Source organism: Streptomyces sp. KL2, from assembly GCF_046529545.1.
Taxonomy (GTDB): domain Bacteria; phylum Actinomycetota; class Actinomycetes; order Streptomycetales; family Streptomycetaceae; genus Streptomyces; species Streptomyces radiopugnans.
Window position 1 is genome coordinate 3,708,929 of record NZ_CP127170.1, and the last position, 15,092, is coordinate 3,724,020.

At 73.1% G+C, this 15,092-nt stretch carries 12 protein-coding genes; 5 read left to right on the plus strand and 7 right to left on the minus strand.

Features of this window, described 5'->3' with window-relative positions:
- Positions 1-109: 109 nt before the first annotated feature.
- Positions 110-1,153: a glycosyltransferase family 2 protein gene (locus tag QPK52_RS16810; protein WP_410538318.1), complete on the plus strand. Its 1,044-nt coding sequence runs from the start codon at positions 110-112 to the stop codon at positions 1,151-1,153.
- A 109-nt stretch (positions 1,154-1,262) separates the two neighbouring features.
- On the opposite strand, the gene QPK52_RS16815 is transcribed toward QPK52_RS16810, so the two are convergent.
- From QPK52_RS16815 to QPK52_RS16830, 4 genes are all read right to left on the minus strand, one after another.
- The gene (locus QPK52_RS16815) at positions 1,263-2,960 is read right to left on the minus strand and encodes an LCP family protein (RefSeq protein WP_410538319.1); all 1,698 of its coding nucleotides are present in this window, start codon (positions 2,958-2,960) and stop codon (positions 1,263-1,265) included.
- 50 nt (positions 2,961-3,010) lie between these two features.
- On the minus strand, positions 3,011-4,864 hold the full coding sequence (locus QPK52_RS16820; protein ID WP_410538320.1) for an LCP family protein: 1,854 nt from the start codon (positions 4,862-4,864) through the stop codon (positions 3,011-3,013).
- A 242-nt stretch (positions 4,865-5,106) separates the two neighbouring features.
- Complete coding sequence (locus QPK52_RS16825) at positions 5,107-6,339, minus strand: LCP family protein (RefSeq protein WP_410538321.1); 1,233 nt, start codon at positions 6,337-6,339, stop codon at positions 5,107-5,109.
- Between the two features lie 184 nt (positions 6,340-6,523).
- Positions 6,524-7,306, minus strand: a complete 783-nt coding sequence (locus tag QPK52_RS16830) for a TIGR03089 family protein (protein ID WP_410538322.1) — start codon at positions 7,304-7,306, stop codon at positions 6,524-6,526.
- A 136-nt stretch (positions 7,307-7,442) separates the two neighbouring features.
- Between QPK52_RS16830 and QPK52_RS16835 the strand changes: the two genes are divergently transcribed.
- From QPK52_RS16835 to QPK52_RS16845, 3 genes are all read left to right on the plus strand, one after another.
- Positions 7,443-8,837, plus strand: coding sequence for a peptidoglycan recognition protein (locus QPK52_RS16835; RefSeq protein WP_410538323.1), 1,395 nt, complete (start codon positions 7,443-7,445; stop codon positions 8,835-8,837).
- A 135-nt stretch (positions 8,838-8,972) separates the two neighbouring features.
- Positions 8,973-10,055, plus strand: coding sequence for a sugar phosphate nucleotidyltransferase (locus tag QPK52_RS16840; RefSeq protein ID WP_410538324.1), 1,083 nt, complete (start codon positions 8,973-8,975; stop codon positions 10,053-10,055).
- Positions 10,056-10,071: 16 nt separating this feature from the next.
- Positions 10,072-11,043 carry a DNA-3-methyladenine glycosylase family protein gene (locus QPK52_RS16845; RefSeq protein ID WP_410538325.1) on the plus strand — a complete coding sequence of 324 codons (972 nt, stop codon included), beginning with the start codon at positions 10,072-10,074 and terminating at the stop codon, positions 11,041-11,043.
- 63 nt (positions 11,044-11,106) lie between these two features.
- Here the strand turns inward: QPK52_RS16845 and QPK52_RS16850 are convergent, their stop codons facing one another.
- From QPK52_RS16850 to QPK52_RS16860, 3 genes are read right to left on the minus strand one after another with little or no spacing between them, the layout of a single operon-like run.
- Positions 11,107-12,483, minus strand: coding sequence for a coenzyme F420-0:L-glutamate ligase (locus tag QPK52_RS16850; protein WP_410538326.1), 1,377 nt, complete (start codon positions 12,481-12,483; stop codon positions 11,107-11,109).
- The gene (gene cofD / locus QPK52_RS16855; protein WP_410538327.1) at positions 12,480-13,442 is read right to left on the minus strand and encodes a 2-phospho-L-lactate transferase; all 963 of its coding nucleotides are present in this window, start codon (positions 13,440-13,442) and stop codon (positions 12,480-12,482) included. The genes QPK52_RS16850 and cofD overlap by 4 nt, the downstream gene beginning before the upstream one ends.
- 44 nt (positions 13,443-13,486) lie before the next feature.
- A complete protein-coding gene (locus QPK52_RS16860; RefSeq protein ID WP_410538328.1) occupies positions 13,487-14,020 on the minus strand; it encodes a cysteine dioxygenase in 534 nt (177 codons plus the stop codon).
- Positions 14,021-14,816: 796 nt separating this feature from the next.
- On the opposite strand from QPK52_RS16860, the gene QPK52_RS16865 reads away from it, so the two are divergent.
- Positions 14,817-15,080, plus strand: a complete 264-nt coding sequence (locus QPK52_RS16865; RefSeq protein ID WP_410538329.1) for a WhiB family transcriptional regulator — start codon at positions 14,817-14,819, stop codon at positions 15,078-15,080.
- Positions 15,081-15,092: the final 12 nt, after the last annotated feature.

The following is a 15,092-nucleotide window of genomic DNA, read 5'->3' on the forward strand; positions in this document are numbered from 1 at the left end:
GCCAACATAGGCCCATACGATCTACGGACCGCCGGTCCCACGCCGCCCGCCGTCCGCGGCCACCCGGCTGCCGTGCGAGCGGGTCACCCGATCGCGGTACCGTGACCCGGTGAGCTCTCCTGTCGAACCCACCTCCCCGGCCGCGGCGCCGCCCGCGGTCTCCGTGATCATGCCGGTGCTCAACGAGGAGCGGTATCTGCGCAGCTCCGTGCGGCACATCCTGGAGCAGGACTACGCCGGCGAGCTGGAGGTCGTGATCGCGCTCGGTCCCTCCGAGGACCGTACCGACTCCATCGCCGCCGAGCTGGTCCGCGAGGATCCGAGGGTGCGCACCGTGCCCAACCCCACCGGCCGCACCCCCGCCGGTCTCAACGCGGCCATCGCCGCCTCCCGCCACCCGGTCGTGGTGCGGGTGGACGGGCACGGGATGCTCTCGCCGAACTACATCGCCACCGCCGTGCGGCTGCTGGAGGAGACCGGCGCGGCCAACGTCGGCGGCATCATGCACGCCGAGGGCGAGAACGACTGGGAGAAGGCCGTGGCCGCCGCCATGACCTCCAGGATCGGAGTGGGCAACGCGGCCTTCCACACCGGCGGCCAGGCGGGCGAGGCCGAGACGGTCTACCTGGGCGTCTTCCGCCGCGAGGTGCTGGAGCGGCAGGGCGGTTACAACGAGGAGTTCATCCGGGCACAGGACTGGGAGCTGAACTTCCGCATCCGCCAGGACGGCGGGCTGATCTGGTTCTCGCCGGAGCTGCTGGTCTCCTACCGCCCCCGCCCGAACGTCCGCGCGCTGGCCAAGCAGTACCGCAACTACGGCCGCTGGCGGCACGTGGTGGCCCGCTACCACTCGGGCTCGATCAACCTGCGCTACCTGGCGCCGCCGGCGGCCGTGCTCGCCGTCGGAGCGGGCCTGGTGGCGGGCGCGCTGGTCACACCGTGGGCCCTGGCCGTCCCCGGCGGCTACCTGGCGGCCATCACCGTGGGATCGGTCCCGGCGGGCAAGGGGCTGCCGCTCGGGGCGCGGGTGCGCATCCCGCTGGCACTGGCCACCATGCACATGTCCTGGGGCTGGGGCTTTCTGACGAGCCCCCGGAAACTGGCGGAGAAGGTGAAGGCCGCCCGCCGGGAGCCGGTGACGGCCGGCGGCTGACCCGGTTTCCCCGCGGGCCGCGCCCCGGAGCGCCCGGAGCCCCGTTCTCCGAGGGCTCCGGGCGCTCCGGGGCTCCGCCCGGCCCCGGCCGCTTCGCCGGGGCGCCGGATCACCAGGTGTGGGCGGGGTTGACGTTCATGCACTTCTCCTCGTCGCCGTTGAGAGCGTTCGCGCTCTCGGGGGCCCCGCGCTCGTCGTCCTCCTCGGCCTCGGGCTGCCCGGGGTAGGCGTTCCCCTCCCGCCAGTCGGCGCCGATCACCAGGGTGATCCGCTCGACTCCGGCGGACTGGCGCACGGACCGCTCGGGCAGGCCCAGGGCCCTGGCCACGGCCAGGGCGTCACCGTGCAGGTCCTCGCTCGGGTACGACACGGTGGTGTCGGCCTGCGGCGCCTCCTCCGGGTCGGTCCCGGCCTGGACGAAGCCCAGCCGCCGCAACTCCTCGGCGATGACCCCGGCACGGCCGTTGACCGGGCCGAGGGTGACGGTGCGGGTGCCGTTGCGGACATCCACCGGGATCTCGCCGGCCGGAGCGGCGGGGTCGGAGGTCTTCTTCGGCTTCTTCGGCTTGTCGTCCCTGCCGTCGAGGGCGATGTCGTCCCGGATGAGGGAGAAGACCTTCTCGGCGTCGCCGGGCTTGGGCACCACGTAGCTGCCGCCGTCGGAGTACTCCCACGGCATGGTGACCATGGTGATCCGCTCGGTGGGGACCTGCTTGAGCTCGTTGGCCAGGTCGTAGAGGTCCTTGACGCCCTCGATGCCCTCGTCGACGGTGAGCGCGTTGGTCGCGGCCTCGGCGAGCGACCTGAGCTTGCCCGGGTCGGTGAGCTTGGTGCCCGCCTTGAGTTGGCGCACCATCGAGTTCATGTACATGTGCTGGGCCCGGGCCCGGCCGATGTCGCTGCCGTCCCCGAAACCGTGCCGGGTGCGCAGCCACTGCAGGGCCTTCTCGCCGGTGACGGTGGTGGTCCCCTTCTTCATGCGCAGGCCCGAACGCCGGTCGTGGACGTTGGCGTCCACGCAGACCGGGACACCGCCCACCGCGTCGGCCATGTCCACCACGCCCGCGAAGTCGATCATCATGAAGTGGTCGACGGGGATGCCGGTCAGCTCCATCCAGGTGGCGACCGTGCAGCCCGGTCCGCCGTGCTGGAGGCTGGAGTTGATCTTGTCGGTGGTCTGCGGGTGCTGTGAACCGTCCTCGGGGTCGGTGCACTCGGGGATGATCACCTTGGTGTCCCGGGGGATGCTGAGCACCGAGATGCTGTCGCGGTCGGCCGAGAGGTGCAGCAGCATCTGGACGTCGGCGAGCGGCTTGCGCCCCACATCGTCCCGGGAACCGCCGAGTTCGAGGTTCCGCTCGGAGTTACGGCTGTCGGAGCCCAGCAGCAGGATGTTGAGGGGGGTGCGGCCCTCCGCGTTCTGCCGGTGCTTCAACTGGCTGTCGCCGAGGGTGAGGGGCTTCTTGGTGAGGTTGCCGTTGAGGTGCTCGTAGTAGAGGTAACCGGCGCCCGCCGTGCCAAGCACCAGTGCGGAGAGGGAGAGCGCCGTCCAGCGAAGCACCCGCCCGCCGCGGCCCGTCCGCTGCTTCGGGCCGCCGGCGCGGCGGCCTCCGCCGGACGCGGGTGCCGCGTCCCCGGGGTGGCCGGCCTCGCCCTCCCCGCTCCTCCCGGACCGCACGGACTCCACGGCCCCCTCCGGCTCCCCGGAATCGCCCGGCTCGTCGTACATGCTGTCGTTCCAGCCGAAGTCCTCCGGCCTGGGGGCGCGTTCGTGTGCGCCCCTCCCCCCTGTGGTGCGCTGCCCCAACGGGCCCTCTCCCTACGACTCGGCCCGTGCGCGGAAGCGGCGCGCGGGAATCACTTGGCGCATATCTTCTTGTCGGCTTCCACGTTCCCGAGGTCCTCCGGAGCCTTCGCCGGGGCGGCGATGGGGATGCCGGCGCCCTTGAAGTCGGCGCCCAGCGTCAGGGTCATCGGTGCGAGCGGTTCGGCGTCCTCGGTGCCCTGCTTCAGGGCGGAGGCGGGCAGGCCCATGAGATCCGCGAGCTTGCGGGCCTGGTCGGCCTGGTTGGGCCCGTACTCCAGTGTCGTCCTGTCGAGCTGCTCGGGCGCGTTGCCGCCGTTGCTGGACTTCAGCACGTTCTGGGTGTTCTGCAGCCAGGTGAGCGTCGTCTGCGCGGCCCCGGCGATCTCCCCGCCGTTGAGGACCTCCACGCGTACGTCGGAGGCCGCGGCCCGCTCGCCCTTGAGCAGCGCCTCCTGCTCCTTCTTGGCCTTGTCCTTGGCGGCCTTCTCCTTCTTCTTCACCTCGGTGAAGGAGACGTCCTCCCGCAGCATCGCGAAGACCTGCGGGGCCTTGGTGGGGTCGGGCACGACCGTCGCCTTGATCCTCTCCGCGGGATTGTCGATCACCGGGAGCGTCAGGAAGGAGATGTTCTTGGTCTTGATGCTGCTGAGCTCCTTGCCCAGGTCGCTCAGCCTCTTGATGGTGCCTATGCCGGTGTCGACGGTGAGCGCCTTGGTGGCCGCGTCCGCCAGGTCCCACAGTTTGCCCGGGTCGGTGAGGGTGTCGTTCGACTTGAACTGGCGGATCATCGAACTCAGGAACTGCTGCTGGACCTTGATGCGGTCCAGGTCGCCGCTGTTTCCGAAGCTCTTGCGGGTGCGGACGAAGGCCAGGGCCTGCTCGCCCTCGACGACGCTCTCGCCGGCGGGGAGTTTCAGCTTGGAGTCGGGGTCGTCGACCGGTTTCTCCAGGCAGACCGGGACACCGCCGACCGCGGTGGTCAGCGTCTTGACGGCGTTGAAGTCCGCCATCATGAAGTGGTGTATGTCCAGCCCCGTCAGTTCGCTGACGGTGCGCATGGTGCAGCCCGGGTCCCGGCCCGCCTGGCCGAGGCTGGTGTTGAACCGGACGTCCTGCTCACCCGGGACGATCTTGGTGCTGCCGTCCTCCTGCTTGGTCGGGCAGTCGGGGATGTCGGTCTTCAGATCCCGGGGGATGCTCATCACGGTCGCGTTGGTGCGGTCCGCCGAGACGTGGAAGAGGAACGTGGTGTCGGCGTGGCCGGGGCTGTTCTTGTCGCCGTAGCCCTCGTTGCCCTTGCCGGTGCGCTTGTCGGTGCCGATCAGCAGGATGTTGAGCGGGCCGTCGCTGCCGAAGCCGCCCTCGGCGGCGTCACCGACGTCGACGGTGTCGATGTTGCCGTTGAAGTGCTCGTAGGCGAGGTAGACGGCGACCGAGGTGCCGGTGACCAGGAAGGCCGTCACGCCTCCCGTCCACAGCAGCGCCTTCTTCTTCGCCGACTTCTTCGGCCTGGCCTTGCGCCGTGATGCCGCCCGGCCGCCCGCGGCCTGGCGTGCGGCCGCGCGTCCGCCCGCCTGGCGCGCCGCCGCCCGCCCGGCCGGTTTCCCGCCGTCCGCCGCGCCGCCTCTCGCGCCGTCCTTGGCAACGTCCTTGGCAACGTCCTTGGGCGTACCGCCGCCCTCCGGACGCCTTCTGCGCTGCCGGGGCACCTCGCCGCGCGGCGGGGCCGACCGGCGGCCGGCGCGGGACGCGGGCTCACCGGACGGCGAGGACGGGCGCTGGGAGGGTGACGGTCGCGCAGCGGGGGCCGTCGGTCGCAGCTTGTAGTCGCCCGTCTCCGGGTCGAACACCCACTGGTCTGCGGGGTCGATGTCCCCCGCTCGCCCACGGCTTTGCGCGTCCACGGTCGCCTGAATCCTCCGTCGTGCCACGCAGCGCCTTCCATGTCAGGCATCAAGGCGCTCGGTCGGTCTCCAGTGGTGCGCAGCGGCCACGGGCGAGCGCACCGGATTGCTCACACTATCTGCCGCGGCCCGTTGTCAAGCACCCCCGCAGGCAGGTTACTTTCTTCCTCAAACAGACATTCCATTCCAATCCCCAGGGGCGATCCCTGTGCTGTTTCTCTCGCGCTCTCCCGCCTCCGCGCTCATCCGCACAGGCTTCCGGCGGACGGCGGACCGGACGGCGGACCGGTGGGCGGAGTGCTCGGTTCCCGCGCTCCGGCCCCGGGGGCGGACGCGGGGACCCCGGCCCCGGCGGACGGCGCGGTGGAGGGCTCCGCGGAGGAGTCCCCGGAAGGCTGCCCGCCGGGTTCCCCGCCGCCCTCCGCCGGCACCGGCCGGTCGTCGCGCAGCGCCGCGAACAGCAGGTCCGCGTCCGGCTGCACCAGCTCGTCGCGGTTGGGGTCGTAGGTGTACGGCTGCCGGGGCACGGTCATGAACCGCACCCGCTCCCCGGGCATGTCGCGGACACCGCTCACCAGGTCGTAGAGCTCGGAGAGGGAGTCCAGCCCGGGATCGGCCGTGAGCGACGACGTCACCGCGTCCAGCACCCGGTAGAGCTCGGCTGGGTCGGTCAGGAGCCCGTCGTCGCGCACCTGGCGCAGCAGGGTGGAGAGGAACTCCTGCTGCCGCTCCATCCGCTGGGTGTCGCTGCCGTCGCCGATGCCCTTGCGGGCGCGTACGTAGCCGAGGGCCTGCTCGCCGTCGAGCCTCTGGGGCCCGGCGTCCAGGACGAGGTGCGCCTCGGGGTCGTTCACGGGCTCCGCCAGGCACACCTCGACGCCGCCGACCGCGTCCACCAGGTTCTCGAAACCGGTGAAGTCCACGATCAGGTGGTGGTCCACGCGGATGCCGGTCAGGTTCTCGACCGTGCGGATCGTGCAGGCCGCCCCGCCCCTCTCGTAGGCCCAGTTGAACTGCGCGAACAGGGGCCGGGTGGCCGTGCCGTCCGGCCCGGAGCACTCGGGTATGTCCACCATCAGGTCACGCGGTATCGACACCCCGGTGGCACTGGAGCGGTCGGCCGACAGGTGGAGCAGGATGGTGGTGTCGGAGCGCTGGGTGCCGCTGTCCCGCCCGTACCTGCCGTTGTCGCCGCTGCGGTCGTCGGAACCGATGAGCAGGATGTTCTTCGCCTTGTGCACGACGGCCGCGGGGCGCTCCCGGTCGAAGCGCCGCAACTGGTCGGCGGCCTCCACGTCGGTGCGGATGTTGCCGTCGAGCCTGCTGTAGAGGACCCAGGCCGCGCCGCCCGCCGCGAGCACGGCGAGCGACGCGCCCAGCGCGGCCCAGCGCAGCCACCGGCGGCGGGGCCGGGGCGGTCGGAGGGGGAGGCCGGTCTGCTGCGCGTCCTCGGGTTCGGTCACGTATGCGTTCATCCCTCAGCGGTCGGCGGCGGGTGCGCGTACAGCCGTGCGGTCGCCGGTCTTCTGTACAGACACCCGAGAGGGGTCCGTGGTTGTACCGGCGGGAGAGAAAACACCCGCGTGACCGGAGGCCGGGAGGATGTGTTCGGTTGTGGGGTGAATGTCGGGGTGGGGCGGGCGGCCCGCCGACGGTGGGTCAGTCGGCCGTGTGGGTGATGCGCTCGCTCCGCACGCGCTCCTCCAGTCCCGCCGCGTCCAGGCGGTCCAGGTGGCGGCAGAGCACGACCGAGCCCCCGGCGGCCAGGGGGGCGAACAGCCCGGCGCAGACCCCCTCCCAGGTGCCGTACGGCAGCCCCGACAGCAGTCGCGCACCGGGGCCGAGCCCCCGCGCTCCGGCGTCGGCGCGGGCGCGTTCGACGACCTGCGCCCCGGTCAGCTCCTCGCCGCCGACGACCAGCGCGGGCGCGTCCGGGTCGACGGGGGAGAAGGGGGCGAAGTGGTCGCCCTGGCCCGGCACCTCGACGGCGTAGTCGGTGAAGCCCTCAGGCGGCCGGGGGAAGCGGCCGCCCAGGGGGCGCAGGCTGAGTGCGATGCGCTCGCCGGTGCAGGCGCGGGCCGCCTCCAGGGTCTCCGGGCCGCTGACGACGAGGTCGGCGGCCGCGGCGAGGGAGGATGCCGAGCCGGTGTCGGCGGTGTCGGCGGGCAGTTCGGCGACGACTCCGGTGGAGGAGCAGGCCAGCAGCCAGACCGCGGTCTGCCAGTGTGCGGGCAGCAGCAGCGCGAGGCGGTCGCCGGGCTCGGCGGACAGTTCGCCCTGCAGGAGGTTGGCCGTCTTCGCCACCCAATTGGCGAGGGTGGCGGCGGAGAGTTCGACGCGCTCGCCTGTGGCGTCGTCGTAGAAGGTCACCAGCGGGCGGGCGGCGTCCGCGGCGAGCGCGGATCGCAGCAGGTCGGCAGGGGTGCGATCGGTGGTGTTCATCGGCGCCAGAGTACGCGGGCCGCCGCCCGGGGGCGCCGGAACGGGGCGCTTCCGGTGTCCGGTGAGGACGACTCAGGGCGACCGGGCGTCAGCTCCCCGTTAGACAGCCATACCCCCTGTGTCCAATATCGGATTTATGCGTGCATTCATTGCGTCATCGATCGGCGTCGCGTGCGCAGCGGCCGCGGTGCTGCCGCTGACCGCGCCCGACGGCCTGGCGAACAGCGCCTCCGCGGCCCCCGCACCCGCTCCCGCGACCGTGGCGGCCCCCCGGCTGCCGGGCAGCACCCAGTCGCTGCCGCTCGTGCCCCTCACCCCGCCGCCCACGACCGCCCCGCCCGGCTCCTCCGACTCGGTGTCCCTCGGTCTCCCGGCCCGCGAGGTCGAACCCTTCGCGCTGCTCGGAGTGGTCTGGGACGACCCGGAGGAGGAACTGCACGGCCGGATCCAGGTGCGCACCAAGTCCGCGGCCACCGGCAAGTGGTCGCCCTGGCAGGAGTTGGAGGCCCACGCGGACCGGCCCGACCCCGACTCGGCCGAGTCCCGCGGCGACAAGGTGCGCGGAGCCACGGCGCCGCTGTGGGTCGGCGACTCCAACGGAGTACAGGCCCGTGTCCTGCCGGAGGAGCCGGAGGCGGACGCCTCCGGAGCGCACCGGCTGCCGGAGGGGCTGCGCCTGGACCTGGTCCACCCCGGCGACGACCCCGCCGCCGAGGCCGGGAAGAACCCCGCCGGTGAGGCGAACTCCGCGCTCGCCCCGCCCGAAGCCCTGGAGATCCCGGCCCTGGACCGGCAGGGAACCCGCGAGGACCTGCTCGCGGTGCGAGCCCCCGAACAGGACGGCCAGGACGGCCAGGACGGCCAGGACAGTCAGGACGGCCAGGACGGCCAGGACGGCCAGAGCGGTCAGTTGAGGGCCGTGGCGGACGCCCCCATCGGCCCCCGGCCCGGCATCGTCACCCGCAAGGGGTGGGGAGCCGACGAGCGGCTGCGCGGACCGTTCCTCTACACCAGAACGGTCAAGGTGGCCTTCGTCCACCACACGGCGATGAGCAACAACTACTCGTGCGGCCAGTCCGCCGCCATCATCCGGGGCATCTACCGCTACCACGTCCAGAGCAACGGCTGGCGGGACGTCGGCTACAACTTCTTCGTCGACAAGTGCGGAAAGATCTACGAGGGCCGCGCCGGCGGCGTGGCCAACCCGGTGATGGGCGCCCACACCTACGGCTTCAACCACGACAGCACCGGCATCGCCGTCCTCGGCTCGTACGACAGCACCAACCCCTCCGGGGCCGCGGTGGACGCCGTCTCCAAGCTCGTCGCCTGGAAGCTGGGCCTGCACGGCGTCGACCCGCGCGGCACCGCCTCCATGAAGTCCGGCGGCGGCAAGTACCGCAAGGGGGCCACGGTCAGGCTCCGCACCGTCTCCGGGCACCGGGACGGCTACGTCACCGACTGCCCGGGCGACCGGCTCTACGCCAAGCTGGGCACCATCCGGGCCACCGCGGCCCGGCTGCAGGGCAGGTAGGGGCCGGTCCCGCCGTACGCGCCGCCGGCGCAGTCCCGGGCCGGCGGCCCGCCGTGCCGGGGACCGTGCCGGCCGCGCCGCCTACACTGGCCCGGCCACCAGGCACGGTCCCCAGCAGGAAGCAGAGAAGAACCGGTGACAGAAGCGATCCTCCTCGTCGGGGGCAGGGGAACCCGGCTGCGGCCGCTGACGGTCCACACCCCCAAGCCCATGGTCCCGGCGGCGGGAGTCCCTTTCCTCACCCACCAGTTGGCCCGTGCCCGCGCGGCCGGGGTCGAGCACGTCGTACTCGCCACCTCCTACCTGGCCGAGGTCTTCGAGCCGTACTTCGGCGACGGCTCGGGCCTGGGGCTCCACCTGGAGTACGTCACCGAGGAGGAGCCGCTGGGCACCGGCGGGGCCATCCGCAACGTCGCCTCCCGGCTCCACTCCGGCCCCGGCGACCCGGTGCTGGTCTTCAACGGCGACATCCTCACCGGCCTCGACATCCGCGCCCTGGTGGAGACCCACACCTCCTCCGGCGCCGACGTCTCCCTCCACCTGACGAAGGTGGCGGACCCGCGCGCCTTCGGCCTGGTCCCCACCGACGCCGACGGCCGGGTCACCGCCTTCCTGGAGAAGCCGCAGACCCCCGAGGAGATCGTCACCGACCAGATCAACGCGGGCGCGTACGTCTTCGACCGGTCCGTGATCGACGCCATCCCCGCCGGCCGCCCGGTCTCCGTCGAGCGCGAGACCTTCCCCGGGCTGCTCGCCGAAGGCGCCCACCTGCAGGGCATGGTCGACTCGACCTACTGGCTCGACCTGGGCACCCCGCAGGCCTTCGTCCGAGGTTCGGCCGATCTGGTGCTCGGCCACGCACCCTCCCCGGCCGTGCCCGGCCCCCGCGGTGAGCGACTGGTGCTGGACGGGGCGGAGGTGGCCCCCGGCGCCAGACTGACCGGCGGTACGGCGGTCGGCGCGGGCGCGGTGATCGGCGAGGGGGCCCGGGTGCACGGCAGCACGGTGCTGGACGGCGCGGTCGTCGGGCCGGGCGCCGTGGTGCGCGACTCGCTCGTCGGCACTGGGGCGCGCATAGGGGCGCGTACGGTGTTGGAGGGCGCGGTCATCGGAGACGGTGCGGTCGTCGGCGAGGACAACGAACTGCGCGACGGCATCCGGGTGTGGTGCGGCGCCCGCCTGGAGGCGGGCTCGGTCCGCTTCTCGTCCGACTGCTGACCCGGAGCGCCGAACCGTGACCGACCCCGACCCCGAGTCCGGCCCCGAACCCGGCTCCGCCCCCGCCGTCCGCCGCTGGACCCCGCCGCAGCCGTTCGGGCCGCACGACCTGCGCCGCAATCTGCGGGTGCTCCAGCGCGGCCCGTGCGATCCCGCCTACCGGGCGGTCGGGAGCGCGGTCTGGCGGGCCACCCGCACCCCCCTGGGCCCGGCCACGCTGTGCGTCACGCCTGACGCGGGCGCGGGCGAGGTGGTGGCCGAGGCGTGGGGGCCGGGCGCCGAGTGGGTCCTCGACCACCTCCCGGCGCTGCTCGGCGCGGACGACGACCCGTCGGCCTTCGTCCCCCGCCACCGGATCGTGGCCGAGGCGCACCGCCGCCATCCCGGTCTGCGCCTGGTGCGCACCGGACTGGTGCTGGAGTCGCTGATCCCCTCGATCCTGGAGCAGAAGGTCACCACGGACGAGGCGTACCGCGCCTGGCGGCTGCTGCTGCGCCGGTACGGCGAGCCCGCGCCGGGCCCGGCCGGACGGCTTCCCGAGCGGATGTACGTGATGCCCGGGCCGCGCGCCTGGGCGCTGATCCCCTCCTGGGAGTGGCACCGGGCCGGGGTGGACAACAAGCGCTCCTCGACGATCCTGCGCGCGGTGGCGCGCGCCCGGCGCATGGAGGAGGCCGCTCGCATGGACCCGGCCGCGGCGGTGACCCGGCTGACGGCGATCCCCGGCATCGGCCCCTGGACGGCGGCCGAGACGCTCCAGCGCACCAACGGCGCGGCGGACGCGGTGACGGTCGGGGACCTGCACCTGCCGGGGATCGTGGTCTACGCGCTCACCGGCGCACGCGACGGTGACGACGCGCGGATGCTGGAACTGCTCGCCCCCTACGCGGGCCAGCGCCACCGCGCAACCCGGCTGATCCTGGCCACCGGCCGCACCCCGCCCCGCCGCGCGCCGCGCTTCCCGCGCGGCGACATCGCACGCCTCTGACCGCTCTGACCGCCTCCGCCTCCGCGGCCGTGCCTCCGGTGGTGCCGCCCGGCACCGGGCCCGTCAGCGGACGACCGTGAAGTCCCCGGCCCGCCGCGGCGGGCGTGCCTTCGGCGGGGCGGCGGCCCGGCCCACGGCCACCGCGCCCATCGGGTCCCAGCCGCCGGGCAGGTCCAGCACCTCGCGCACCACGTCGCGGCAGAACATGGTGGACGACACCCACGCCGATCCCAGACCCTCGCCCGCCAGGGCCACCAGCAGGTTCTGCACCCCGGCCCCGGCCGCGACCACGAACATCTCGCGCTCGGCGGCCGAGCGCCGCGCGTCCGGATAGTCGTGCGCCCCCTCGGTCACCAGGCACGGCACCACCAGATACGGCGCGTTCCGCAGTACGTCCCCGCGCCGGATCCGCTTCGCGATGCTCTCCTCGCTCTTCCCGTCCGCGCGCAGATCGGCGATCCACGCCTCCCGCATGGCGTCCAGCAGCCGGGTGCGCGAGGCGGCCGACTCCAGCAGGACGAAGCGCCACGGCGTCGTGTGGTGCGGCGCCGGGGCCGTGACCGCCGCGGCCACCGCCCGCCGCACCGCCGCGCCGTCCACCGGCTCGCCGGTGAACTCCCGCACGGTGCGCCGCAGTGTCACAGCCTCCCGTACGGCCTCGGAGGCGCCCAGGCGGAACATGTCGTCGGCCGCCGCGCGGACCAGCGCCCGCGCTCCGGTGTCCCCGGTCCCGCCGCCGCTCTCCCCGCCCTCGCCGCCGGTCTCCCCGGGGGAGTCCCACAGCACGTGCTGCGGCAGGCCCCGCACCACCGCGACCGGCAGCCCGTCGGCCTTGCCCTTCACCAGCTCCCCGGCCCCGGCCAGTTCGTCGCCGACGGCCGTGACGGTCACGCCCAGCGGGTTGCCGTACATGTCCGTGCCGCCGCGCAGGTCCTCGAGGACCCGGACCCCGGCGGCGCCGATCGCGACATCGGTCTGCCCCACGCGCCACGGCCGCCCGAAGGTGTCGGTGACCACGACCCCGACCGTCACGCCCAGCAGCTCCCGCAGGCCCTCGCGGATCCGGCGCGCGGAGGCGTCCGGGTCCTCGGGCAGCAGCAGCACCGTCCCGGCGGGGGTGTTGGAGGCGTCCACCCCGGCCGCAGCCATCACGAAGCCGTGCCGGCTCTCGACGATCCGCGCCGGCCCGCGCCGGGCGACCACCCGTACGGTCTCGGCGTCGATCGCGGCCTCCCGGTCGGCGGCCTCGACCACCCGCCCCTCGGCCTTGCTGACGATCTTCGACGTCACCACCAGCACGTCGCCGTGGGCCAGACCGGGCAGACCCGGGGCGGTGGCCGCGTCCGCGATCAGCTTCACCAGGTCGTCGCCCGGCCGCACCTCGGGTATCCCGGGCAGCGCCCACACCCGGTACGCCGGAAGCGCCTCCGCGCCGGTCACATCCGCACCTCCTCGGCGAGGCCGAGCGCCTCGCGCGCCATCCGAGCGGTGGCCCCGACGTCCGTCATCAGCAGCGGCACGGCCCGGCAGCGGATGCCCGCCGCCTCGACCTCGGCCACGGCGCCGGAGTCCGCGGTGTCCACCAGCCAGCCGTCCAGCAGCCCGGACCCGTAGTGCCCGGCCACCGCCGCGGCCGTGGTCTCCACACCGATGGCGGCCAGCATCCTGTCGGCCATCCCGCGCACCGGGGCGCCCCCGATGACGGGGGACAGGCCCACCACCGGCACCCCGGCGTCGGCGATCGCCTCGCGGATGCCGGGCACGGCGAGGATGGTGCCGATGCTGACCACGGGGTTGGACGGCGGGAAGAGGACCACGTCCGCCTCCGAGAGGGCCTCCAGCACGCCCGGAGCCGGCTTGGCCTGCTCGGCGCCCACCGGGATCACCGCCTGTGCGGGCACCGACGCCCGCAGCCGCACCCAGTACTCCTGGAAGTGCACGGCCTTGCGGCCGCCGTCCTCGGCCTCGATCACCACATGGGTCTCGACCCGGTCGTCGGTCATCGGCAGCAGCCGCACCCCCGGCCGCCAGCGCGCGCACAGCGCCTCGGTGACGGCGCTGAGCGGATAGCCCGCGCCGATCATCTGGGTGCGGACGATGTGGGTGGCGAAGTCGCGGTCGCCCAGGCCGAACCAGTCGGGGCCGACGCCGTACGCCGCCAGTTCCTCCTTCACGGTGAAGGTCTCGTCCGCGCGGCCCCAGCCCTGCTCCTCGTGGATGCCGCCCCCCAGGGTGTACATCACGGTGTCGAGGTCCGGGCAGACCTTGAGGCCGAAGAGGTGGATGTCGTCACCGGTGTTGCCGACGACCGTGATCTCGGCGTCGGGTGCGGCCTCCTTCAGTCCACGCAGGAAGCGGGCACCACCGATGCCCCCGGCCAGAACCACAATGCGCTGCATGCCGACAGTCTCTCAGCCCGGGACCGCCCTGTCGGGACGGGGCGTCAGCCCGGCAGCGGGCTGCTGGGCACCCCCGCTCCCCCCTCCGCCGGGGCGCACGAGACGGCGTGCGGGACGGCGTGCGGGGGGTGCATCGGCATCTCGGTGAGGCCGGGGAAGTAGACGTGCAGGCTGACGGCCGGCTCCAGGGCGTCGTTGACGACCTCGTGGACGTAGCCGGGTGCGAAGACCCGCTGCGCACCGGCGCCCAGTACGCGGCCCCCGCTCGCGCTCCGCTCGGTCAGCTCGCCGCCGAGGACGGTGAGGATGCCGGAGGAGGGGCCGTGGCCGTGCGGTCCGCTGCCCTGGCCCGGCACCCAGCTCAGCAGCCAGACCTCGTAGCCGGGCCCGGTGCGCAGCCGGTGGTACCAGCGGGTGGTGGCGTCGTACCGCACCAGCGGGGCCCACGCGGTGCGGTCGGCGGCGATCGTACGGGCCAGGCCGGCGAAACCGGCGACGGTGGAGGGGTGTTCGGGGGCGGGCGGCAGGAGGTGGGGGATGGCGAGCGGGTCGCCGGCGATCTGGACGTCGCTGTTCACGGTGAGGGGTTCCTCCGGGGCGGTCGGGACGGAGAGGGCGGGAGAGGGCGGGAGAGTGCAGAGCCCTGGGAGAGGAGGCGCGGGAGCCGTGGAGGGGAGGCACGGGAGGCGGAGGGGACGAAGGCGGAGGATGACGGCGGAAGGGATGGCCTTCCACACGGCCGGCCGCCGACGGTCTCGGCGGCCCGGTACGCCTCGGTGACCTCAGAGCCTGGGGAGCCTCGGAACCTCGACCCAGGACCTCAACGGCGACAACAGCGACAGCAGGCCCGGGCAGCGCGAAGGGCCCCGCGGTGGCGGGCCGGGCTGAACGAGCGGATCGCTGGCATGACACCAAGGAGAACGGGTACCTCGTCTCGCTGTCAACCGGCCGTCAACCGGACGGCCCGTTTGGCAGCCGTGTTTCACCACTTCCGGTTGTCGGGGTCGGCGAAAGGTTTATGCGCGTCGGGAGCGGACAAGTGGCGCAACATCCGCACGCACGAACGTCGTTGTGGATCTGTGATCAGAGTGTGATCGGGATCGCTTCGGAGCGTGGAGGGCAACGCGGCCGGGGCCGGGCGCGTCCTTCCGGACGGGAGGGTCGGTTGGGCGGGATGTCCGATCCGCCTGTCGTGGTTTGTGGTGATTTAAACACTTAATGCAAGGGTTTGGTTCCGCAGAGTGAATAACGGACCCAATAGCAGATCTCGGCTTGACTCGCGTGGATGTACACACTTGTAATTTCACTCGTGTCGTTCGGCCGGGATCGATAACGACAGCATCACGGGGACGTAAAGACAGACGAGGGGCGCGCATGACCGAGCTGTTCGAACAACTGCTGGTCGAAGAGGTGGACGAGGAGCTCGGCTGGCAGGAGCGCGCGTTGTGCGCCCAGACTGACCCCGAGTCCTTCTTTCCGGAGAAGGGCGGTTCCACCAGAGAGGCCAAGAAGGTCTGCCTCGCCTGCGAGGTCCGCTCCGAGTGCCTCGAGTACGCCCTCGCCAACGACGAGCGATTCGGCATCTGGGGCGGGCTGTCGGAGCGCGAGCGCCGCCGCCTGAAGAAGGCGGCCGTCTGACGGACCGGCTTC